General features: G+C 38.9%; 18 protein-coding genes and 2 pseudogenes. 11 read left to right on the forward strand and 9 right to left on the reverse strand.

The features are described from left to right. Positions 1–482 precede the first annotated feature (482 nt). From E2K98_RS04560 to E2K98_RS04575, 4 genes and pseudogenes are all read left to right on the forward strand, one after another. Positions 483–2,015, forward strand: a pseudogene (locus E2K98_RS04560) (polysaccharide biosynthesis protein); the annotation flags it as partial. Between the two features lie 147 nt (positions 2,016–2,162). After that, complete coding sequence (locus E2K98_RS04565) at positions 2,163–2,735, forward strand: transposase (RefSeq protein WP_133333083.1); 573 nt, start codon at positions 2,163–2,165, stop codon at positions 2,733–2,735. Positions 2,736–2,762: 27 nt separating this feature from the next. Continuing rightward, positions 2,763–4,298 carry a YifB family Mg chelatase-like AAA ATPase gene (locus tag E2K98_RS04570; protein ID WP_133333084.1) on the forward strand — a complete coding sequence of 512 codons (1,536 nt, stop codon included), beginning with the start codon at positions 2,763–2,765 and terminating at the stop codon, positions 4,296–4,298. A gap of 22 nt (positions 4,299–4,320) precedes the next feature. Continuing rightward, positions 4,321–4,848: pseudogene (locus E2K98_RS04575) on the forward strand (hypothetical protein). A 99-nt stretch (positions 4,849–4,947) separates the two neighbouring features. Here the strand turns inward: E2K98_RS04575 and E2K98_RS31975 are convergent. Continuing rightward, a complete protein-coding gene (locus E2K98_RS31975) occupies positions 4,948–5,163 on the reverse strand; it encodes a helix-turn-helix domain-containing protein (RefSeq protein WP_407921201.1) in 216 nt (71 codons plus the stop codon). 683 nt (positions 5,164–5,846) lie between these two features. On the opposite strand from E2K98_RS31975, the gene E2K98_RS04585 reads away from it, so the two are divergent. From E2K98_RS04585 to E2K98_RS04595, 3 genes are all read left to right on the forward strand, one after another. Further along, positions 5,847–9,197 carry a fibronectin type III domain-containing protein gene (locus E2K98_RS04585; protein ID WP_133333085.1) on the forward strand — a complete coding sequence of 1,117 codons (3,351 nt, stop codon included), beginning with the start codon at positions 5,847–5,849 and terminating at the stop codon, positions 9,195–9,197. A gap of 1,401 nt (positions 9,198–10,598) precedes the next feature. Then, complete coding sequence (locus E2K98_RS04590; protein ID WP_133333086.1) at positions 10,599–10,799, forward strand: DUF3311 domain-containing protein; 201 nt, start codon at positions 10,599–10,601, stop codon at positions 10,797–10,799. Next, complete coding sequence (locus tag E2K98_RS04595; RefSeq protein WP_133333087.1) at positions 10,796–12,268, forward strand: sodium:solute symporter family protein; 1,473 nt, start codon at positions 10,796–10,798, stop codon at positions 12,266–12,268. The genes E2K98_RS04590 and E2K98_RS04595 overlap by 4 nt, the downstream gene beginning before the upstream one ends. 531 nt (positions 12,269–12,799) lie before the next feature. Here E2K98_RS04595 and E2K98_RS04600 read toward each other — a convergent pair. Continuing rightward, a complete protein-coding gene (locus E2K98_RS04600; protein ID WP_133333088.1) occupies positions 12,800–13,474 on the reverse strand; it encodes a hypothetical protein in 675 nt (224 codons plus the stop codon). 363 nt (positions 13,475–13,837) lie between these two features. On the opposite strand from E2K98_RS04600, the gene E2K98_RS04605 reads away from it, so the two are divergent. Both E2K98_RS04605 and vanZ-A read left to right on the forward strand, forming a co-directional pair. Next, the gene (locus tag E2K98_RS04605; protein WP_133333230.1) at positions 13,838–14,620 is read left to right on the forward strand and encodes a class I SAM-dependent methyltransferase; all 783 of its coding nucleotides are present in this window, start codon (positions 13,838–13,840) and stop codon (positions 14,618–14,620) included. Between the two features lie 259 nt (positions 14,621–14,879). Further along, positions 14,880–15,377, forward strand: coding sequence for a glycopeptide resistance protein VanZ-A (gene vanZ-A, locus E2K98_RS04610; protein ID WP_133333089.1), 498 nt, complete (start codon positions 14,880–14,882; stop codon positions 15,375–15,377). Positions 15,378–15,508: 131 nt separating this feature from the next. On the opposite strand, the gene E2K98_RS04615 is transcribed toward vanZ-A, so the two are convergent. From E2K98_RS04615 to E2K98_RS04645, 7 genes are all read right to left on the reverse strand, one after another. Beyond that, complete coding sequence (locus E2K98_RS04615) at positions 15,509–15,940, reverse strand: hypothetical protein (protein WP_133333090.1); 432 nt, start codon at positions 15,938–15,940, stop codon at positions 15,509–15,511. 64 nt (positions 15,941–16,004) lie between these two features. Continuing rightward, a complete protein-coding gene (locus E2K98_RS04620; RefSeq protein WP_133333091.1) occupies positions 16,005–17,267 on the reverse strand; it encodes a replicative DNA helicase in 1,263 nt (420 codons plus the stop codon). Continuing rightward, complete coding sequence (locus E2K98_RS04625) at positions 17,267–18,250, reverse strand: DnaD domain protein (RefSeq protein WP_235824713.1); 984 nt, start codon at positions 18,248–18,250, stop codon at positions 17,267–17,269. The genes E2K98_RS04620 and E2K98_RS04625 overlap by 1 nt, the downstream gene beginning before the upstream one ends. A gap of 91 nt (positions 18,251–18,341) precedes the next feature. After that, positions 18,342–18,863: a competence protein ComK gene (locus E2K98_RS04630; protein ID WP_133333092.1), complete on the reverse strand. Its 522-nt coding sequence runs from the start codon at positions 18,861–18,863 to the stop codon at positions 18,342–18,344. 291 nt (positions 18,864–19,154) lie between these two features. After that, positions 19,155–19,385 carry a helix-turn-helix domain-containing protein gene (locus E2K98_RS04635; protein WP_133333093.1) on the reverse strand — a complete coding sequence of 77 codons (231 nt, stop codon included), beginning with the start codon at positions 19,383–19,385 and terminating at the stop codon, positions 19,155–19,157. A gap of 293 nt (positions 19,386–19,678) precedes the next feature. Beyond that, positions 19,679–19,945 carry a helix-turn-helix domain-containing protein gene (locus tag E2K98_RS04640; protein WP_235824714.1) on the reverse strand — a complete coding sequence of 89 codons (267 nt, stop codon included), beginning with the start codon at positions 19,943–19,945 and terminating at the stop codon, positions 19,679–19,681. A gap of 615 nt (positions 19,946–20,560) precedes the next feature. Continuing rightward, on the reverse strand, positions 20,561–20,914 hold the full coding sequence (locus E2K98_RS04645) for a DUF898 family protein (RefSeq protein WP_133333095.1): 354 nt from the start codon (positions 20,912–20,914) through the stop codon (positions 20,561–20,563). Positions 20,915–21,134: 220 nt separating this feature from the next. Here E2K98_RS04645 and E2K98_RS04650 point away from each other — a divergent pair, with 220 nt between their 5' ends. Beyond that, positions 21,135–23,138 carry a transporter substrate-binding domain-containing protein gene (locus E2K98_RS04650; protein ID WP_133333096.1) on the forward strand — a complete coding sequence of 668 codons (2,004 nt, stop codon included), beginning with the start codon at positions 21,135–21,137 and terminating at the stop codon, positions 23,136–23,138. Then, complete coding sequence (locus tag E2K98_RS04655; protein ID WP_133333097.1) at positions 23,131–24,486, forward strand: sigma-54-dependent transcriptional regulator; 1,356 nt, start codon at positions 23,131–23,133, stop codon at positions 24,484–24,486. The genes E2K98_RS04650 and E2K98_RS04655 overlap by 8 nt, the downstream gene beginning before the upstream one ends. The last annotated feature ends 99 nt before the right edge of the window (positions 24,487–24,585 follow it).

Consider the following 24,585-nt stretch of genomic DNA (forward strand, 5'->3'; position numbering starts at 1 on the left):
ACCAAAAAATGCAACCCACAATGGAACACTAAGAGATGTACCCCAAAATAAACCAGTCAAGAAATTACCTTGTCTTTCCATACAAATCCACTCCCTTTAAGATGTAGATTACTTTTTTGATTTTCAGTTGTATTCACTAAAATATAAATGATAACGCTTACACTGGCAATAGGTTAATTTTCCGTATTTTTTAATTTGCTAAACTAGTAGAAGGAATTTATACCTATTTATATTTTTATTAATATAGCAAATAAGGGAAGGGAAAAAAACGAGAAGCTTGTCAGGGTAGTAGCAAATGTTTTCGACAAATACAAACTAGTTAAGGTAGGTTTTTTCGATCGTTATTCTGTCTAGGATAAAAGTTACAGGATTCGCTAAAAACCTTCTCTTTACCAATTAATTCGACAATGATACGATAAAAATATCATGGAAAAATAGCATTTTGTTGGAAATAAAATGGCGCAAAAGAGGGGAGTGTACGAGTGACCTATCGGAAAAGAATTGCGGCTTTAGTCGCATTAGATTCAATCATTGTATTGATCGCCATTTACATAAGCTATCTATTTTTTAATCCTAATTTTTATATCTTTAAAATGCCAATGCTGCTTGTGACCTCCCTAACTCTATTAGTTTGCCACCATATATTTGCCTTTGTTTATAAGCTCTATATCAAATCATGGCAATATGCTAGTGTCGGAGAATTAATCGCGATTCTAAAGGCAGTGACCTTTTCTGTCGCAGGAGCTGCTTTATTGCAGAATTTTGTATATCATAATCGATTTGTACGTATACTTGCAGTCACTTGGATGCTCCACGTGTTATTGATTGGCGGATCAAGGTTTTCTTTGAGGATATTTCGTGATGGGTATATGAGCTATAAACAAAATGTGAAAAGAACCTTGATTATCGGCGCCGGGTCAGCGGGTGCCATGGTGGCACGGCAATTACTGTATAACCATGATACTGATTTGAAGCCTATAGCCTTTATCGATGATGATCCCACAAAATACAAATTAGACATCCTTGGGATACCGGTAGCAGGAAATTCTACCCAAATCACAAAGGTTGTGGAGACTTACGATATTGAAAATATTGTAATCGCGATTCCTTCTTTAAGTAGAAATGAATTAAATCGAATTTTTGAAGAGTGTTTGAAAACAAAAGCGAAAACAAAAATCTTGCCAAAACTTGAGGATATCATGACGGGAAAGGTCTCAGTCAATCAGTTCCGTGAGGTAGAGGTTGAGGATTTACTTGGCAGAGAACCAGTAGAATTGGATATTGAGAGTATCTCAGAATATGTGTTTGAAAAGACTATAATGGTAACCGGTTCAGGAGGCTCTATTGGATCGGAAATTTGCCGGCAGATTGGTAAATTCTCGCCTAGAAAGATTGTCTTAGTTGATCATAGTGAAAATGGTATTTACCAGATTGAAATGGAATTAAGAAACCTCTTCCAAAAACAGATTGATCTTGTCCCTGTGATTGCAGATATTCAAGACAGGTTAAGAATGTTTGAAGTGATGGATTAGCATCGCCCGGACGTTGTCTATCATGCTGCGGCACATAAGCATGTTCCTTTAATGGAATATAACGTGAAAGAGGCAGTGGAAAATAATATTTTTGGCACAAAAAATGTGGCTGATGCAGCAGAAAGGTTCGGGGTAAACACCTTCGTCCTAATTTCATCGGATAAAGCAGTTAATCCAACCAATGTAATGGGAGCAACCAAAAGATTTGCTGAAATGATTATTCAGCATCTCGCTCAAACCAGTTCTAATAAATTTGTCGCTGTTCGTTTTGGTAATGTCCTTGGAAGCAATGGAAGTGTTATTCCTTTATTTAAGAAGCAAATTCATGCAGGTGGTCCCGTTACGGTTACACACCAAGACATGTTGCGCTACTTTATGACCATTCCTGAAGCATCCAGATTGGTAATTCAATCTGGCGCACTGGCAAGGGGTGGGGAAATCTTTGTTTTGGATATGGGGGAACCTATTAAAATCGTTGATTTGCAATTTTGGGGTCAGACCCCCACTCAGCTAAAGTTTAAAGCGCTAAAGTATAAATGAAAAAAATATTTTATCGAAATAAGAAGGAATATTAGAGATGTTGTTGAATATTGTAATTGGTAAATTAATATAAAAGGAGGGACCTTGCTAGTGTCCAGACCACATCGTATTTGGTATCCTGGTGCTAAGTATCATATTACAAACCGCGGCAATCGAAGGTCATCGATCTTTTACGATGAACAAGACCATCTTGCATATTTAGAATTACTTAAGGAAGTTCGCAGTGTTTTTCCCTTTCATCTTCACGCCTACTGCCTCATGACAAATCACATCCATCTCCTGATTGAAACCATCCATCACCATCCCAAACATATTATGAAAATGCTGAATTCCCGTTATGCGATGTATTTTAATAAGCGTCATCATCTTATCGGGCATCTTTTTCAAGGTCGATATGGAGCGGAACTTATTGATACCGCTGAATACCTTTTAGATGTTAGCAGATATATTCATTTAAATCCCGTCGAAGCGGGCATGGTTAAATCCCCTAAACATTATCCCTGGAGCAGTTATTCCGCATATATATCAAACTCTCACAATCTAGAAATCTTTACAACGAAAAAAATATTGTCATTCTTCCCAGAGCCGCAAAAGAATTATTACCGTAAATTTGTTGAAGGGAAAATTACGGTACCCTCTAATTTACCGGTTGAAATTCATTAGAGATAAAGATATTAGGAGGTTTTTGTGTTGACAGTCATGATATCCAGTATTGGTTTAAAAGGTTTAGAAGGCTATCGTGTACAGGTGGAGGTAAGGATCAAATCTGGAACGGAATCGGTGATTATCATAGGGCTGCCCGATGCAACAGTGAAGGAATCAAGGGAACGTGTTTTAGCTGCTCTCAGCTATTTTGGCGCAGATGTTACGGATCAGAAGGTGGTCATTAATCTATCGCCGGCTGAGCAAAAGAAAAACGGACCATTGTTTGATCTGGCAATGGCCATTGCTGCATTGAAGGAGCTCGATTTTATTAAGAGTAAAATTCCGGCGGAAACCGCGTTTCTTGGTGCTTTATCTTTAGATGGAACCGTTGTAAGCGCGGATGGGATGCTGCCAGCCCTGATATCAGCGAAAACACTTGGGATTAAGAAGGTTTATCTGCCATATGATCCAGCCATCCCGATTCAGATGCTGAAAGGGCTGGAATGTATTGTCGTTCAACATATTGAAGAAGTAGTGCAGCACATCGAAGGTCAAGAAATAATGACATTGCCACCAAAATCCACTCAGGAAGAACGAACACCTCTTTTTGCTGACCGTCCACAAAAAGATTTTTTCCACGTGATTGGTCATGATCGGGCAAAGCGGGCATTAGAAATAGCAGCTGCAGGAGAACATAATGTCTTGATGAGCGGCCCGCCAGGTTGCGGGAAAAGCCTCATTGCAGAAACATTTCCATCCATCCTGCCGGTTCTAACGAATCAGGCCCAATTAGAGGTCATGAGTCTATATCAGCTTGCGGGAGAAAAGAGACGTTTCCATCAACAAGTACCATTTAGACACCCACATCATTCCGCTTCCTCGGTCGCCATTATCGGCGGCGGATCATCTCCCCGGCCAGGGGAAATCTCTCTTGCCCATCGCGGTGTACTGTTCCTCGACGAAATAGCGGAGTTTACCAAAAAAACACTTGATATGCTGCGGCAGCCGCTTGAAACCGGAGCGGTAACCATTAGCAGGGCGCATTCGACCGTTACATATCCTTCATCATTTATTCTAATTGGTGCGATGAATCCATGTCCATGTGGGTACCTTGGTTCTAACAGCCAATATTGTACCTGCTCCCAAAAGCAAATTCAATCCTACCGCAATCGATTATCTGGACCGGTATATGATCGATTAGATATTCTTCTATCTCTACAATCAGTTAATCTAGACCAGCCTTCAAAAATCCAAGAGCATTCATTTGATATCCAAAAAAGGGTGGAAAGGGCCCGAGAAGTTCAATATCAACGCTATAAAACGGAAATAACGAATGCCAAAGTACCGTTTGAGGTACTCTGCCAAACTAGCCCGCTCACAAGCGATCAACAAAAAATGCTCAAGAATGTTGCTTTGAAGCAGAACTGGAGCAACCGGGTTCAAATTAAAATCATCCGGCTAGCAAGGACAATTGCCGATTTAGCAGGGGTGGAGGAAATTACCGATACGGCTATTTGGGAAGTGATGACGCTAAGAAGATGGGGACTGCATAAGCAGCAGAGTATGGCGAGAGAGACTTAAATAATATTTGGAGAGCTGAAATATGTCCGCTAAATATATTGACCATGACCGTTTATTTAAAGAACTTCTCAAAACGTTTTTTGAAGAATTTATCCTGTTTTTTTTTCCGGAGCTATACGAGGATTTAGATTATTAAAAAAGGAAAACTGTCGTAATTATATTCGCCAAGATAGTACAGTAGCAGCGGCACTATAAGTAAAATGGGATATACTAAAAATGAGAAAATCGAAGTAAAAAAAGAATTCTTAAAGATGTTGCTTCGCTTGCACTTGATCCAGCAAGATTAACTTTAGTGACAGGCTTTTTTGATACGTATTTACAATTAAATAAAGAGGAAGCACTAAAAGTAATAAATGAGGTGAAGGCGATGGGGTCTAACGAAGGTGAGAAAATCATGGAAATCATTAATTCCTATCAAAAGATTGGGAGAGAAGAGGGAATTAGAATTGTTGCAAAAAGAATGATAGAAAAAGGAAAGTCTATCGAAGAAATTGCTGAACTAACAGGGTTGAGAAATTTTGGGTCAGACCCCCACTCTACTAAAGTTTAAAGCGGTAAAGCGTGAAAATAAATTGGACGACTATCGGAAAAATAGAACTATAAATAAAAACATTAAAGGGAAGCCGTCTTCATATCATCCTCTAGTCATTCATTGATCTATATTTGGAATGACGCTCGTTTCGGGTGAATATTCTTTTGTCCCATTAACTGTTTTTCGTAAGATAGTTGTTGGTGCTGTATGCTCTTTAAGATATTTACTTACGCTATTACGGGAAATTCCAAGTTTTGTAGCAATTCGCCTTTGAGATAGCCCTTCAACCTCACTTAAGAATTTGATTTTATGAAATTGAGCCATTTCGATCATAGGAGAGGTTAATAAAATTGGAAATCATGTGTCTCATTTTTTATGTGATCAAATCGTATAAAAGTGGCTCAAATTTAGTTTAACAAAAATACCTTAAACCAATTTCCTTAAATATTAACCAGGAGGGTTACTAGATTTATAAGAATCCCCTTGCGCCGAATGCAAGGGGATTGGTTGCGGGGGCAGCGATGCCCCCATTTCATATATTTGCTCCCTCATCCGCTCCGGCAGACTCTGAATGGACTGGACCATCATATCTAGCTTTGGATATTCCTTTTGTAAACACCTTTTGTTAATTTTTTTGAATAAATCAAGATAGAAGTCCTAACTTAACAACGTCTTCCTGGATTCTAATCAAACGTTTGTTTAGTAGCTGGTTTTGAAGTGACAGGTCAAATTTTGTGAAACGATGCTTTATTTTGATAGAGTGGAGAAATTGAAAAAACGGACCGATTTTATCGACAAAAAACTTTATTGAAAACAGGACTTAGATCGTTTACAAAAGGCTTTATTATGGTTTTAATTAAACGTTTGATTGAAGGGGAAATCGTCGGAAGTTGTCTTTTGGTGGTAGTTGCCTGAATTGAAAGTGAGGATTTTTTTTGACAACGGTTGCTCCCTTTGTCTGGTAAAATAGAATTAGTCAATGCCCTATCTTACAAAACAAGGATTTCAAATAAACTATGGAAAGAAGGATGGTAGAAACGATTCTTCGCAGGTTTTTTTCAATTTTCATCATCTTAACGCTTATTGTCGGATTTGCGCCTCCAAGGCTTTATCTAAACACTCCTACCTCTGCAGAGACCATCAGTCCGCAAACGGAAGTACCAAGCGGTTATATTGGAATTTACTCTGCTGAGGACCTGGACCAGGTTCGAAATAACCTCAGCGGCCGCTATATTTTAATGGAGGACATTGATCTGACAGATGCCACGGCTGAGGGCGGCCCATTTTACAATAATGGCTCCGGGTGGCAGCCGATTGCGGATGCATCCGCACCATTTGCGGGTATCCTGGATGGTAATGGCCACAAAATTATTGGATTAAAGATGTCTATCAAGTCTGATCAATTGAGCTATGCTGGTTTGTTTGGATATGCAAAGAATGCTAGTATCTCAAACCTGAGATTAGAAAATGACAGCATTTATGCGGAAAATACATCTCTGAATTCTAGCACTTCGGATGTGTATGCCGGCGGAATCGTCGGCTACGGGTATAACGTCACCATCACGAATACCTATAATACTGGCAATATTACAGCGGTTTCCATGTTCAATGGCTATGCAGGCGGAATTTCCGGTTATCTTACCAGCAGCTATAATTTGTTTTCGACTGTTTCCAACTGCTATAACACCGGGCTGATTACTGCCAAGACAGCGGCAGGGGGAATCGCGGGTAAAGTATATCGGACCAATTTCAGCGATGTTTACAATAAAGCCGATCTTACGACAACTGGAAGTGGATATACAGGAGGGATTGCTGCCGATTTAACCTCCAGTTCCTCCATCGTCAATGCTTATAATACTGGAAACATCAACTATCGGTCAGCTGGGGGAGGGATTGCAGGACATTCTTCTAGTTCGTCAATCAGTCACAGTTACAATCAAGGGAATCTAAGCAGTACGGTGAGTTCCTCGGGTGGTGGCGGGATTGTCGGGAGTGCCAGCAGTACCACCATTAGCGAAAGCTATAACACTGGAAAAATCAACAGCACGGGTCAATACTCGGACGGCGGCGGTATTGCGGGTTCACTTGGAAGCAGCTCTTCGGTTACCCAGTCCTACAATACGGCCGATATCAGTGTGGACCAATCTTCCGGAGGGATTGTCGGAGAAAACTATAGCTCTGTCATTACCCAATCCTATAATACGGGAACATTGATTGGTAGCTTTGCCGGAGGAATCACCGGCTGGGGCTCGGGTGATACCATTTTGGATAGTTTCAATATCGGGCCGGTCAAAGGGAAATACGATAGTGGCGGGATTTCGGGACACGGTACGAATTCTACCATTAAGAACACATATAATGCTGGTACAGTCGGTACAACCGTTTCCTATCCTTCAGCTGGTGGAGGAATTGCCGGTGAATTTGCCGGCGAAATTGAAAACAGCTATTTCCTTAATAAAATTCAGAACGGCGTTGGCAAAGGAACAGCGGATGGGATATTCCAGAAAACATTTGAACAAATGAAGTATGCTTCTACATTTACGGGTTTCGATTTTTCAACAACTTGGAATCTGGATGATAACTCCCATTATCATTTTCCGGTTTTAAAAGAGCCACCGGTATCGGAAACGGAGAAGAATCTAGATATCGCGATGTCCTCCCCACCACAAAAAACAACCTATGTCCAGGGGGAATCGCTTGATCTGAACGGAGCTGCCATCACGGTAAGGACCAACCATGGAAATCAATATTCGGTGGATGTGACCGATGATATGGTCAGCGGCTATGATGCAAATAAAACAGGCTACCAAACCATTAAAGTGACGTATAACGGTTTGACCGCCTATTTTAATGTCAATGTGAAGGGGAAATATACGGTTACCTTTAAGGATTACGATGACCGTATTCTAAAAACAGAGACCGTTGTGGAAGGGGATTCTGCCACAGCACCGGAGGATCCGATCAGGGATGGGTATACGTTTACCGGCTGGAGTACGGATTACCATACAGTTAAGGCCAATTTAACGGTAACGGCCCAGTATCAAATCAATTCGTATCTTGTGAATTACATGGACGGCGATACCCTTTTGAATTCGGAGCGGTATAATTCCGACGTTATGTTCACTCGTCCGGAGATTCCCGTTAAGGATGGGTATACCTTTATCGATTGGTTTACCGATCAAACCTTCCAAACCAGATATCCTTTTTTCACATATCTTCGGAATGATTTGAATTTATATGGGAAATTTTATAAAAATCCGGATACACCGAAAAATGCAAAAGTCACCGTCGCGGGCTTCAATAAGCTGACGGTTTCCTGGAATCCAGTGGCTGGTGCCGATGGCTATGAAATTGAGCGGGCATCTTCGCCTGCAGGTAATTACAATTATACGTACAACATAGGGAACTCACAGAGTTATACGATCGATGATTTAAATCCGGGATCGACTTATTATTTTAGAATCCATTCCTATCGTATCGAGGATGGTAACTATATTTATAGTTCGTTCACACCGGTAGTCAGCGGTAAACCCGTTTCTGCACAAGTATCAGCCAAGGCGGTTTCGGCTGGTATGGATAAAATTACGGTCAGCTGGGCGAAGCCAATCGGGGCCGACGGATATGAAATCGAGCGTTTCGATTCCCTAAATGGAGACTATGATGAGGTCGCAACGTTCTCCAATGGAAACACACTCAGCTATACGGACAGCCATTTGACGACAGGAAAAACCTATTATTATAGAGTGAGAGCTTATAAGAATGGAGCTCCCACCGTTTATAGCAATTATAGTCCGATTGTTTCCGCGAAACCGATCCCGGCGGCACCTGGTTCCGTGAAGGCAGGATCATCGTCTTATAATCGTATTAAAGTGAGCTGGAGGACTGTAAGCGGCGCGAACGGATATCGGGTGTACCGGGCCACATCCAGCAAGGGAACGTATTCTTATGTTGGAACGACCTTCGGGACAAATTTAACGAATGGCGGGCTGACCACCAATAAGACGTATTATTATAAAGTCAGGGCGTATCGGACGGTCGGAGGTACCAGGGTCTATAGTAATTACTCTGCCACCGTTTCGGCGAAACCGATCCCGTCGGTACCGTCGAGTTTTAAGGCAAGTAGGATTAGTTCGTCGAAGATCAAGGTTTCATGGAGATTGGTATCCGGGGCGAGCGGCTACCAGATTTATCGAGCCACCTCGAGTAAGGGAGGGTATAGCTTGATCAAAACTACCACTTCTACTTCGTATACCAATAGTGCGCTGAAGAGGGGAAGGACTTATTATTATAAGGTCCGAACATATCGTAAAGTAGCGAGCACGAAGTTCTATAGTGGATGGACGGGGGTTAGGAGTGCCAGGCCGTAGTTGACCAAGGAGATAGTTCTTGTGGTTTTCGACCTTTGAAGCGGCCACTTATTTCCTCGGGGGAAAGTAATTTGAAGAATTCAATAAAGGCCAGACCCTTTGCTCATGGGGTCTGGCCTTTATTATTGCGGTCAGTTCCCTTATTCCCAAGCTTGTAATTTCTGGGTCAGCGTATAATGGCAATTAAGTCAAGAGTAAATATTTTTAAAAAAGGCCGAACTTAAGTAGAATCCCAAATATCCATTTTTTTGAAGACTCAACCATCACAGAACTATATAACAGGGCTCCTCTAGAACGTGAAAGGATCTCGTGTTTTCATCCTACAGTGATACCACCTAGCAAATATAAACTTTGAATTTCACGTATTATCCGTATTTGCAGGACAAGATCCATATCGCTGACCCACGAGGTCTAAAGCCTCAGACACCCAATACAATGTGATCTAACGCCCTAGATGATCCCCATTTTCATTAAAAATAAATACTTAATCAATTCATGAACAAATAACCAATTTAACTTTAATTTAAGCTGATAGACAAAGATTTGAAGAGACAAGAAATCTCGGGGTCAGACCCCCACTCAGTTAAAGTTTAAAGCGGTAAAGTAAAAGAATCCCTGCTTCATTAGCGGGGATTCTTTTACTTTACATTGCGGGGGAGCATTTTTTACTCCTTGTTTTGTATTATTAGAAGAATAGTTTAACTAAGAATTTTAGAATCTCTGGTATATTTATTGAAGGAAGATCGGGCATCCAAACATGTCTGCCTTTTCTTTTAATATTAATGGATGTACCGGTGTTAGTTCATTTTACCCTTACATAAAAACCGGGGAAAGACTATGAAATTCCTGAGGGTTTTTACGGCCAGAATCAAAAGCTACCCCGATTTACCCCTTTTTACCAGCAATCAATTTTGTTTGTTTCATAATAGGAGTTGTAACACTCCATACATACGAATCTCCAAAGTAAGTCAATTCCTCCTCTCGGTTTATTAAACTCCTTTTTTCATTTTTTATATAAATATTTCTCGAGCATCTTATACATGGTGTATACAAGGGAGTCTATTTTTTTATCCTTTTGTATAATAGTGGAAATTTTAAATGTATAATACAATTTAATTATTCTAATATTTGGTAATATATTTCGATAGTTTAGAAAGAGGGATTTATACATATGGAGAACGTGAATACCTAATTTAACCGGTATTAGAAGGTAAATATTCTACTGCCCTATATGGAAAGGGATTTATTTCTATGATCTTGAAGGTAATAAATACATTGACGGTTCTCCGGGTGCAGTAACAGTAAGTATTGGACATGGTGTACAAGAGACTATTAATTGCGATGACGAGCCAAGCACAAAAGATTGGCGCAATTGGTTCATGGCAGGAGGAGGTATATTGGATGAAAAATTATCATTGGTTGGCTTTGATTCCGTTTATAGGTATGCTGGGTGGATCAATCCTTTTTAACAGAATGACCCCATATGTTCTGGGGATGCCATTTATCCTTTTTTGGATTGTATTATGGGTAGTCATAACATCGTTTATATTAGCAGTTATTTTTAGATTTGATTTGGCAAATAAAGGGGGAGATGCGGAATGAATGTTGCACTAATTATGATATTTGGATGCTTACTAATCTCCCTTTATCTTGGAATTAAGGCGAGAAAAGGGAAAAATATGAATCTGGAAGAGTGGGCAGTTGGGGGAAGAGGATTCGGTACAATCTTCACCTTTTTTCTGGGAGCCGGCGAAAGCTTTACAACGTTTACCTTTCTTGGCGCAAGTGGGTGGGCATATTCTAAGGGGGCGCCTTCGTATTACATTCTTGCTTATTTATCCCTTGCGTATATTCTAGCCTATTTTATACTTCCGAAAATTTGGCAGTACGGAAAAAAGCATAATCTAGTTTCACATCCTGACTTATTTGTTTCAAAGTATAAGAGTAAATCGTTGGGTGTTCTCGTAGCTTTAGTCGGGATGCTGCCAACTATTGCGTATATTGTCCTTCAGTTTAAAGGGTTGGGAATTATTGTTTCTGCAACCTCCTATGGAAAGATCTCTCCAGATTTGGCGATTTGGATTAGCGTTATTTCCGTGACGATCTATGTGATGATTTCAGGTATACATGGATCGGCATGGACAGCTGTTATGAAGGACATTTTAGTCTTATCTCTAGTTGTTTTTATCGGAATTTATATGCCTTTTCATTACTATGGGGGTATTCATCCCATGTTTCAAGCTGTTTCAGAAGCGAAGCCAGACTTTTTCACTTTTCCTGAAAAAGGGTTAAATCTTACCTGGTATATTTCAACCGTTTTTTTAACTGTTATTGGCTATTATATGTTTCCTCATACATTTGGCCCAATTTACTCAGCAAAGAGCGGAAATGCTCTACGCAGAAATGCTGTCATTACACCATTGTACACGCTTATGCTCCTATTTATTCTCTTTGTCGGGTTCACCGCCGTGTTGCAAATTCCAGGGTTAGAAGGAGCTGCCGGCGATCTAGCTTTACTGAAACTTGTTACTAAAACGTTTGATCCGTGGTTTGTCGGACTCATCGGAGCCGCAGGATTATTAACCGCTTTAGTACCTGGTTCCGTCCTATTGATGACTGGTGCAACAATCCTTACGAAAAATGTGTATACAGTATTTTTTCCTAATACAACGGATGAAAAGTTATTAATAAAAACCAAGTTATTGGTCCCAGTGTTATCGGCGATTGGTTTATATTTTGCTTTAGATAAGGGGAATTCACTTGTCACCCTTTCCCTAATGGCATTTAATTTAGCTACACAGTTTTTCCCGCCATTAGTTGCCGCTTTCTTTAAAAATAGTGTTGTAACCAAGCATGGTGCATTTACTGGAATTATTGTAGGTGTAGGTATCGTTGCATACGTAACAATCACCAAAACATCAATGGCTACACTATTTCCGTTCATGCCGTCATTCATTCAGGATTTAAATATCGGTTTTATTGCTTTGGTGATTAATGCTATTTCAATGGTAATCGTGAGTATAATATCTCAAGCAGTGGTAAATGTGAAAGATAAATCAGAGACTATTTGATCCTCGAGTATGTGTAACAGGGGCTTTGACGAGTTGTTTCTAGGATGACGTTGAGTATCGGTCATCTTATGTCTGCGGTGACCGACAGGCTATGAAAGTTTTGAGTAGCCTATATAAAACTAAAAATTGACCAATCCGAATAAGGATTGGTCAATTTTAGTTTTACTCATTTGTTTCTATGTTTTTGTTTGTTCCAGGGGCAGAACTCCACTAAAATAAAACCTTAAAAGTGTTAAATAGAAGAATCCTAAAAATTAATTATCAATTTAATAAAAAAATATAACAAGTAAAATTCTCTACATGATAGCAGAATAGAGCTTGGACGGAATGCTTGGGCCCATTGTAGAAATAACCACCGGCAGCCGTTGCAATTATCGCTGTTAGCAATGGGCACAAGTATTAAATCTAGCATACTAGAAAAGGATATGATGAGATTACATGGCTCCAGACCAGCACAGAGATCTAATAAAGAAATTAAGCAAATAGTCTAAGATTCCTATTAAAATCTATTTATTTTCTCCTTTTGTTTATTTATCGGAATTTCAAATCGAATGTTTGTTCTGTTCCTATATCATTATAATCCGCATCGTACGCAGAGTCCAAATCAAACTTGATCGAGTTAATCGAATCTAGGTTACTACTCTTTACTTCGAGAACTACCTTTCCGCTCTTTGTTACGCCGCCCAATAAGAAATTATCGTCTACATCAGAAGAATAAGCACTATCAATTTGCTCACCAGTATTTAAGGCGTACAATCCATTATCTAAATGCCATCGTAATTTTTTAGTTGATGTATTGGTGACTTTAACATCCAAGATAATAGCCTTGATTGGTGTTGAGTATTCATCTTCTTTATACTTTGAATCAATTGTTACCTTGCTGATATGAAGTTTCATAGCTCCTGACGTTTTGTTAAGGTTTACAGTGTACGACTTCTTAGAGGTTGGTGTAGCGGGCTTATAATCTTTTGATGTTACGGTATATTTATTGTTCTTTTTATCGTATGTAACCTTTCCATTGAACCAAGATACTGCATCTTTTAATGGGACATATGCATTATTATTAATGACTTTTATACTAGTGCTCTTTTGTTTCCCATTGTAGAAAAGTGACACCTTTGTTGCAGCCATTGCCCCTAGAGTGAATGAAAGTGATACAGCTCCAGTAATAGCTAATGTTGTTCCTACCTTTGTAAACTTCCGCATTTGTAGTCCTCCGATTTGTTGGTGTGTCGTTTCATGAGCATAAACTCATGAATACATATTATTTGCTTTGTAAGATGTTAGATATTTATACAACAATTGCTTTTAAATAATCCCTAGAAATATTCTAACGTACTTCTAGTCTATTAGCACTATTTTTTTAAAATTTTTAGTTAGATATTCCTCTTACAACTTTAGGGTCAGACCCCTGCTTAAGGCTCTTTTATATAAAAACTTAGTTCCAAATTACTTTTTGTGGCTGGTTAAATAACTAGGTCTACAAGCCCGTATTTAAAAGAATGGGCTATGGGGTCAGACCCCCAAGCACGTTATAATGATAACAAGCAAAAAATAGATTACTTTGGGATGGCTGATAACTTGAAAACAAAAGCTAGATATCAAACTTGGATTCGAATTTACAAACTACTTATTTTTTTGGTTATTTCACTCATTTTTCTCTTGGTAACATTATTACCTGTTCATTTATATCTGCGAGTCCCGTCAGGGATTTTAGCGTTGCCTTTTATTTATATAGCATTTATCCTTTCTTATTCTGTTTATCAATTCGCAGCATTTGGGGGGAATTATCAGTCAAAAATACATGATTTAATGGTTGCCAAGGTGAATTGGGATGGAAAAGGAAAAATACTAGATATAGGAACCGGCAGTGGTTCACTGATTATTAAACTGGCAAAGACCTTTCCTAATTCCTTTTTAACTGGAATTGATTATTGGGGCGGGAATTGGGAATATTCGAAAGCTCAATGCCACCAGAATGCTGTAATAGAAGGGGTATCGGAAAGGATTGATTTTCTGAAAGCAAGTGCTGCAGATCTCCCTTTCCATGAAGATGAATTTGATCGAATTGTAAGTTGTCTAACCTTTCATGAAGTAAAAGATCGAAGAAATAAAACCGAAGTAATAAAAGAGGCATTAAGAGTGTTAAAACCTGGTGGTGAATTTGTCTTCTTAGATTTGTTTATGGATGAAAAAATATTTGGAGATGAAAAAGAGCTCTTAAATATCTTAAAGAAACATGGGGTATCTGAATTGAATAGCTGCAAACTTGATAAAGTAATGAAATTGCCTAAGCTTTTATTGAACAAAAAAGTATTAGGAAATGCAATGATTTTGAGTGGAAGGAAATAAGAATTTCCTAATTTGGTTGTGATTTCGGGGTCATAACAGGCAACAATATGGATGGTGTAATTGTGACAGTGTTTCCCGGATTAACACATACGCATCTCAAGGAGGTAAGGATTTGCGGAATGAAAAAAACGAAATGAATGAACAACATTATGTACCAGCACCATTTGGGGTAACACCAGCTTTTAACATAAACCCCATGTTAACTAGGAAATCGGGTATACTTTTTATACACTTAAACAAATAAATTAGAGGAGATTATATGGGGAAAATAGTATCTAGAGGATTGCTAGTTTTGTATTTAGTGATACTAATCTGGTTAGTGTTATTCAAATTACAATACAATATTTTGTCAGTATTTAATTATCAACATAGAAGTCTTAACTTGATTCCATTTGCAGCTCCTTCAATCGTAAATGGAAGTTTCAGAGAGATGATAGATAATGTTATAATCTTTATTCCTCTTGGCTTGCTTATGAATGTCAATTTCAAAAAAATTGGATTTTTACCTAAGTTTGCTTTGATACTGGTTTTGAGCCTTACTTTTGAATTCATTCAATTTATCTTCGCTATTGGTGCGACAGACATAACAGATGTAATTACAAATGCTGTTGGAGGCTTTCTTGGACTGAAGTTATATGGCTTAAGTAATAAGTATATTCATAATAAAAAATTAGACAGAGTGATTATTTTTGTAGGTATACTTTTGCTCCTATTATTACTCTATTACCGTACCCATTTAAGAATTAAATATTCTTAGTTTATTTACTTTGCGAACAGATATCAAGACATAAGAAAAATCAAAGGCGCAACTGGCTAAAAATCTACTAGTTGTGCCTTTTTGCGCGCAAAACTTCCGATTGTCCCCTGTTCGAACCGTCCCTGTGGATTTTATGGGATTCGCCCTCTCACAAAATATCCCGCTATAGCAGGAAAACTTTTAAATTCCTTTTTCATCTCCCGAAACGAAATGACACCATTACCTCTAGTAAGCTCCAAATCTAGAGGATATTCGTGACAGTTCAATGGGGTTTTTTGAAATGATTGGTTATAGAATTGGATGGCCTCTTCCTGACTGCTCGCATAGATAAAGGCAAATGCCTTTTTGTTCATCTTCAAGGAGTAGATGCCAACCCTATGAAAACCTAATACATTGGTTTGAATCATTTTCGCTACTTTGTGTTGATCCGCATGGTTTAAATCGATTCTGGAAGAGTCGTCCCATAATGATATTTTCCCTTCAGCGAGTAAATGGTAGAGGTAATGGGCCAATGAGGATTCCTCATAAAGTAAACAATCCTGGTATAGATCCTTCACAAGCATGTGATAACACCCCGTTATTAGACCTTTTCATCCATAGGCTTACGTTTAAAAGGCTGCATATAGGCTATTCAGGGGTAAGGTTCAGTTCCTTTTGATCCTCAATCCTTCCTGTATGCACATTATAATTCACCCTGATGGTTCCAACCGGACCATTTCGGTTTTTGGAGACAATGATTTCAAGGGAATGATCGTCGATTTCCTTGTCATAATACGCTTCACGGTACAAGAACAAAATGACATCGGCATCCTGTTCCACACTGCCTGATTCCCGAATATCCGACATCATTGGTCGTTTAATTGCCCTTGATTCCACCGATCGATTGAGCTGCGCCAGACAAATGACGGGACAATCAAAATCCTTTGCCATCGTTTTCAGGGATTTGGATATTTCTGTTACCTGCAAATGAGCATTCCCGCCGTAAAATTGACTGGAATGGATCAGGGTTAAGTAATCAATAAAAAGGATTGGTTTCTTGTAGGGAAATTGATGCATCAGCTTCCTCGTTTTCGCTCTCATTTCGGCAATCGTCTGTCCGGCTCCATCAAAAATTTGCATATGGGTTTCCGTGAGATCCCCAATCACATCCGACCATTTATTCTTTTGATTTGGAGTAAGCATTCTTTTTGGATCCCGCATTTTTGCACGGTTAAAGCCCCCTGTAGAAGCGATTAATCGGGATGTGATCTGTTTTTCTGGCATTTCTAAGGAAAAGACGAGGGGCAGAAATCCTGCCCAACCTGTCATTTTGGCAAAATGAAGCATCACATCAGTTTTTCCCATCGATGGTCGTGCTGCCAGAATTGTTACTTCCCCGTTCTGAAAGCCTCCCGTCACCTCGTCGAGCTTTTTGATTCCTGTTGTGGCACTTTTCGAGGCTGCTTGATCCTCCCAAGGTGCCTCATAGACATTGGCCAACGCCTGTTGTAAGGACGTATGATCTTCCGCCTTCAATTCGTTAATTTTGTCCAATTCGGCAATGACTTTCGTAATCTCCCAATCATTGATGGCGGCAACGCTCAAGATATTTCGCTTTTCCCGCTCTTTCCACAGTTCAAGAATGAGCTTCTCCGTCCCGCCAAATTTCTCCACATCAGCGTACGATAACAGCTCTGAAAGGTAAGACATTCCACCGAGTGTTTCGAGGTCGGAGAGGGTGGTGAAGGTGACTAAATCAATATTCTTACCAGCATGTTTTAACTCGGTCATTCTTCGCATTATTTCTTGATGCCGGATACTTTCCAGCTGTTCTGGTTGAATCACAGTATCCTTGAGTAAGTACTCCGCCTTCATTAAGCTTCCCAGGAAAGCTTTTTCAGCAATGCTCATCACACTTCACCTGCCGTAAGGTCGAGTGTAAATTCACTTGGAATGGCTCTTCCGGAAGGAGGCGATCCGGTTAAGATCTTGGACTTAAGTACAGGTTTTTGGTTCTCATAATAGGAGTCAATTTCTTCTATAGTTCGTAAAGATTCATTTTCCCAGTTTTTGAGAATCCCGACGATATAGTTCAGCCTTCGCTTGTTATTGGCACAGGCGATATTCATGGCTTTTAAAATCATTTCTTTCGGCTGTAAAAAGCTAGAATCATCAAGCCAAGATAACAGCTGCTGTTTTGCATTCAGGTTTGTAAAGCCAAATCCATTCGCGTCCCAGAACTCAATTATTTCTTTCACATCTTGATTACGCTGCAAGGGACCTTCTATATCTGGATGATTTCTGGTATTTGGGTAGTAAGTTTTTTTTTGTTGTTTTTCTTTTTCTTCTTCTTTTTCTTTTTGTCCACGTATCGTATGACGATACAGAGACGGATCGTCCAATTCTTCACGTTCTGTTCTATATGTATCCTTTTCATTTGAATCAATATCTTCGTTCCAGAAAACCTTCTCAGCTTGGTTATAAAAACTCTCATAAAGGCTTTTTATTTCCTGTCTTTCAATCCATTCCGAAACATAACAGATAAGCGAACGATCCTCGACCTTTTTTAATTCAGAATTAATACAATCCATGACCGGTTTTCCGCCCTTTTGCAGGTTATCCTTCCCCCAGTATTTAATAGCAACTTCTCTTGTTTCAGGATTATAGCGTATCAATTTGTAATCGTTGATGAAACGTTCCATTAATGGATGAATCATCTCAATTGGATAGTCCAAAGCAAAGGCAATTTGTTTTTTGGTAATTCTATAGATTCCAATTTGAGTTGTACGAGAATTCGAAAGCAAATAAATGTAAAAAATTTTTTCCTCCATAGACATTTCTTCTACAGTCGGATTCTCCCAAAAATCAGTATGTAACATTCTATATTTTGCCATTATCCATCACTGTCCTTTCTTTTGACTAGGGGTTTGCCAGGGGGGCGGTTCTAGCGGCTTTTTTGGACCATTAGAACCGTCCCTATGGTCTTTATTGCTTTTTTCGCCCTAGCTTCATGCGCTTCCTCTTCGGCTCTAGAACAAAACAAAGAGGATCTCTTGCAATCCCACAAGTAATCCTTCGAAACTGTTCCGCCGTCTGCAGCTTTGTGTTAAAGGCAGACAGCCTGCAGGGAACAATCAGCATATGCCCGTTCTTAAATTCTACTTTCGTCTTGTTGTAATAGCTGCTTGTCCGGAGGATTTGGTCCGGGTTCAACCAGATGGAATCCTCATTTTTAATTGATTTTGTTGGGAACACGACGATTCTTTGAATCGGATTCACCATGATGGGGCACATATAGGAATCCCCCATGATCCATTTGGATGTTTCCAAGGCCCCTTTGAAATTAAAACCAATGCATCGGATGCTGTCATTGAGAATTTGGACAGGGGACTTGTCGACAAGGATGATTCCATCTGTTTGGGTTACCTTTGAACAAAGCTTCGCAAACCGGTCGACATGGCCTTCCATGTACATGAAAGACGGCTTAATGATATGGAATTTTTCCATAAACGTTCCACAACTCCTTCATTTATTTAAAAATAGATTATAAACAAAAAGTGAGAGCTGTTTCATTTAGGCGGTTACAAAAGTAAGGAATGATAGTTTGGCAAATGGTTTCATTGCCTGAGGATTTGATACTAACATTTTGGGGTCGAATGTAGGTGCCGAGGCTGAATGTTAAAAAACAATTGAATATCCAATTCTCTTAAACAATTTGATTTTTGTTCCCATTCGCCAAGATAAAGGGCGGCAATAAACATTATGTATGTTGATCTAAAGCCGCCCCATTGAAGATCATTACAACGATTCGGTAGATATGTCTACTAGGTCAATAATTTCGCGAATATCATTGATGCCAAAGAAAGCACAAATCCGCGATATATGGTTTAAATGAATATTTTGTATTTCTTGGCGTATTAATTTACGTATAGTAGAACGAGGAACATCCGTTAATCTGGACAACTCTCTTGAGGACATATTATGTTCCTGTAACAAGCTTTGTAATTTGACAATCACTTTCTTATCCATTTCTCTACCTCCACTTTTTGAATTCTCTCTCTAGGACAAAAGTAACATATAAAAATTATCAGTGTGGAATACGTTCATTTCCCATTTGGAAGTTTCCATACAATTGTTCGGGATTTTGTCAAATTTTGCGGTCCACCCTTCGCCAACTTTCTTATTCAACCGAATAGAGAAAGTCGGTTATAGGAAGGTGTGTTACTGAATTTAATCAAACGATTGATGAGTAAACGCGTTTGTCGAAAATCATCTAAGATTGTAAGAATTGGTAGAGCATTACTTTATTAGCTTAAATCATTTTAATCGTTGTCTTTTCTGAATGGTTTTCTAGCTTCCAGTGCCTGGTCGGCCATTTCGCCGAGTTTATTGAATAGTAAAGAGGGCTTAACTTCCAGCTTTTCAGCTAGTGTACAAGTTAAATCATAGGTTGGTACAGCTTTATCATTTTCAAGTGCACTTATATGCTTCCGGCTTTTCCCGCATAAGAAGGCAAGTTCATCTGAGGATAGTCGTTTTATTCTCCTTAATCTTGCTAATAATTCACCAAAGGTTTCATTCGGTCTCAAGGGAATTCTCCTTTTTAAGACCATTACATAACCTGGAAACCATTTGCTCCACGTACTGGAGGTTACATATTTTTACCTAAGGAAACATTGTTGGGCGGGTGTTAATTTTGTCCAAACTTTCGACAACTTTTTTGCATTTTTCTGTTTAGAAATCTAATCATTACAAGGGTTTGCTCAGTTTCTAATCAAACGTTTGTGTAGAAGCCCTGTTTGTCGAAATTGGTACAATTTTGAGAGATAAAGTCATAATTGAGAGTTTGGGAGATAAATCGCGAAGAACGGAACGAATTGGTCGACAATAAATTTGCAACGGAACTGAACATTGTTCGTTTTTTCAAAAGGCTTTGCAGAGGTTTTAATCAAACGATTGGTTAAAAATAAAAGCGTAGGATGCTGTCGATTTTTCATGATTGCTGTCATGATTCATTCGATTAGCAGTACCCCATCTCAAATAATTCCTCAAAATAGAGCTCATCAAATTTTTTCGAGAATGCCATAATAGGCAAAGAGATTAAGAGTTTGATTCTATCAACAAATTAAATCATCCCCTTGCATCAAATTGCAAGGGGATCGGTGTCCTCTCAGACTACTACTCATAGACATGATATTAACTATTTAATGAGCGAATATGGTATGCTTTGTTTTCCATTTTTCCATTGCAATAAATAACCAAAAACTATAGATCCCTAATGTAATGACGCAAAGCAGCCACCATTTAATCCAATTCCCGAACAATCCGATTGCCGAGCCTGTAAATACTAATCTCCTGCCATTAATTACAGTATGACGGGCTTTCCAACCAAGAATCATTGTAATGGACCAAGGATAGCAGATTCCTAATGTACATACTGTTACTAAAAAGCCAAGGATTGACCAACCTATATACTGTAGCAATCCACCATCAAAGTAAGACTGCTCCTCAGATTCAGCAGAATAATTTTGCAGAACCTTCCCGTTTGATTCACTCATAATTTTCCCCCAGTTTTCTATTTATGGGAAAATTATACCATGGACAATTGGATCGTTTATAGCAATATTGTCAATAAACGATAGTGACTAATGCCATATACCAACTTACCCATTCAAATTTTAAGACGAAAATGGATCTGAAGGAGGAAGGGGCGTCTGGAATCATGGCATGAAAATTGCATTAATTCATCAAAGAAGCAATTAGTGAAGGAGAAGTAAGATGCCAAGCCCCATTATTATTCGAATTTGTGTAACGATACCCGTGTTGTTATTGTCCTTTGTTCTTTTTCCTTGTACTGCTTATCAAGAGAGTAATAAGGTCATTCGGATTGCGGGGGACAACAATTTCCCGCCATTTGAATACCTAAGTGGTTCTGGTGTATACACCGGTTTTAACGTAGATGTCATGAATGCCATATCCATTCAAACGGGAATCAAGATCGAATATTATCCCATGCCGTGGAATCAAGCGTTAAAGGCACTTAAATCTGGTAAGGTAGATGCCATTCAGGGGATGAAAGACTATCCTTCACGCAGAAAAACATATGCCTTTTCTAATGATTACTTTATAAGTTCCCAAGCTATTTTTGTTTTAAAAGATAATATGTATATTCGGCAGATGGATGATCTGGAAGGGAAGAAAGTCGCGGTGCAAAAAAGCGATGTTTCCAATGATTTATTGAATAAAGTGAACAATGTGCATTTAATTAAAACGGATAATCAACAGGCTGCTGTTCAACTACTCGTAGAGGGAAAGGCAGATGCATTCGTTGGGAATCGAATTACTGGCCAGTATGTTCTGCAAAAAAGCGGAAAGCAGTCGAAAATTAAAATCGTTGGCGATGAAATAAATCCGACGAATTACAGTATTGCTGTTTTACCGAAAAACAAAGCATTATTAACGATATTTAATAAAGGGCTCTCGCAAATAAAAAAGGATGGAACGTATGAAAAAATAGTAAAAAAGTGGTTTGGTGAATACATCATGCCCTCCGCTCCCAGGCTGCAAAAGGTAATCAAATATTTAGAGGTCGGCCTTTTCGTTACAATTATTATCATAACAGCTGTACTTTGGTGGAATCGCATATTAAAGAGGAAAGTAGCAAGTCGGACGAGCCAGATTGAAAGGATAAACAAGAAACTGGAAGAAAAGATGATTCTACTTCAAGAGAATAATAACTTTCAACAGCAGTTATTAAACAGTACCTTAAGCTCATTTGTAACGTTGGATAATAGAGGCCATATATCGATGATCAATCAGAAAGCGATCGATTATTTGAAGCTGAATGAAGATATTGTAGGATTGCCTTTCACCCAAACCATTTTGGAAGACTTTATTTCGAAGGAAGAAATACAGAATGTCTTAGAGAAAAAGGAGATTGTATTGCAGAAGGAAGTAACATGGGAGCCTGTTGTTTCTCTAAAAAGAATCCTAACCTATAGTATTTACCCCATTGTGTCTACAACTGGGAATAGTAAAGGAGCTGTATTAAATTTTCAGGATATTACGAAACAAAAGGAGTTTGAAAAAAAGGTTGCCCAAGAAGACCGCTTACGTTCACTGGGTCAGCTTATGATGGGGATTGCCCATGAAATTCGTAATCCACTGACGTCCATTCTTACTTATACGCAACTGCTGCCGAAAAAGTACGAGAATCTTGAATTCCGCAGCTTTTTTTCTCAACATGTGACAAGTGAAATTACCCGTCTAAATTCATTGATTAATGACTTATTGGATTATTCGCGTCCGAAGAAATCGGAGCCGGTTCTCTTTTTTCTATACCCGATGATTCAATCGACTTTACAGTTATTCAAACAAAAAATCAAAGAAAAAAATTTAGGGATTGTTTTTGAAATGGATGAGGAGCTTCAGGCATATGCTGATGTCCTGCAAATTAAGCAGGTTCTCGTGAATATTATTTTAAATGCGATTGAAGCATTGAAGGAACAGGGGAACTTAACCATTCGCGGGTATTATCAGAGAGAGTTTGCTGTAATCGAAATTGAAGATAATGGAATTGGAATGTCAGATGAAGTGGCATCCAAGATATTCGACCCTTTTTACAGTAAAAAAGTGAATGGGGTAGGATTGGGTTTATTCGTTTCCTATCAGCTGCTAGAAGAAAATCAATGCAGTATAAAAGTAGAAAGTACAAAGGGGAAAGGGACTGTAATGACAGTATATTTGCCATGTCCAAGGAAGGGGCGAGAAGAAAATGCATAATGTAATTATTATTGATGATGAAGCCACTATTTGCCAATCACTTACTTTTGCTTTAGAAGATCAGTACCATGTATATGCCTTTACTGATCCAAGAGAGGCTCTCCCTCTTTTTGAAAGAATAGAAGTCGCCATTGTTTTACTTGATTTAAAAATTGGCGAATATGACGGAATTGAAATTTTAGAAGAAATAAAGCGTGTTTCTCCTGCTACAGTTGTGATTCTGATGACTGCATTTGGAAGTATTCCTTCTTCCGTGGAAGCCATGCGCAAGGGAGCTTTTTCCTACGCTACAAAACCTCTTCACCTTGATGAATTGGAAGTATTAATGGCCAAGGCGGAGGAGTTTTATAATTTACAATCCAAAGTTGAATTTTTAAGTAGTGAGCTTAATAAGATGGGAGAGGCACAGGGGTTAATTGGTGAAAGTTACGCGATTCGTGAAATTCTTTCTCTAATAAAAAAAGTAAAAGATATCGATTCGTCTATTCTCATTACGGGGGAAAGCGGGACGGGAAAAGAAGTAGTTGCCAGGACGATCCATTATCAAAGCAAGCGGAGAAATAAAAAGTTCCAAGTGATTAATTGTGCCGCCATTCCGGGTCATCTTTTGGAATCTGAATTATTTGGGTATGAGAAAGGTGCCTTTACGGGAGCTGTTCAGAAAAAGCAAGGTCTCTTTGTCCTTGCTGAAGGTGGAACTATTTTTTTAGATGAAATAGGAGAAATGGATCTCGGTTTACAAAGTAAGCTTTTGCGCGCCCTTCAGGAACGGAAAGTAATGCCAGTAGGTGGAACACAGGAAATTGACTTCAATGTTCGGATTATTTCGGCCACGAATCGTGATTTGGTAAAAGAAGTGAAGGAGAATCGTTTTCGCGAAGATCTCTATTATCGGCTCAATGTGATTCCGGTTAAACTTCCACCTCTAAGGGAGCGAAGGGATGATATTCCTTTGTTGGTAGAGTTCTTTATCAATCGAATTGGAGACAAAATCGGAAAACCAATTGATGGAATTTCTCGTGAAGCCCTGGAAATTCTAAAGCAGTATTCGTTTCCAGGCAATATTCGTGAGCTACAGAATATCATGGAACGAGCCATTGCTTTAACCAGCTCATCGATTATTGAGAAGGTGGATCTTCCTACAGAAATTCAACTGGAAAATCGTGTTTTTAGCGACAATACATTGATCCCTGTCTATGTAGGTGAAATGTTGGATGAGATTGAAAAAAGAGTCATTTTCCATAATTTAGCTGCGTTTAATGGAAATCGAAGAAAGACTGCCCAAGCGATTGGAATGGGAGAAAGAACATTACGAGAGAAATTAAAAAAATATCGGGAAGATGAGTAGGCGAAAATGGCCGGTCGGCGGTTTTCGCCGCTTTTTTATTTTAAAGAAAAGCTCATTTTTCCTAATGTTACAACTATTCCGAGTTGGCATAATATTTGC

This window comes from Bacillus salipaludis, from assembly GCF_004358205.1.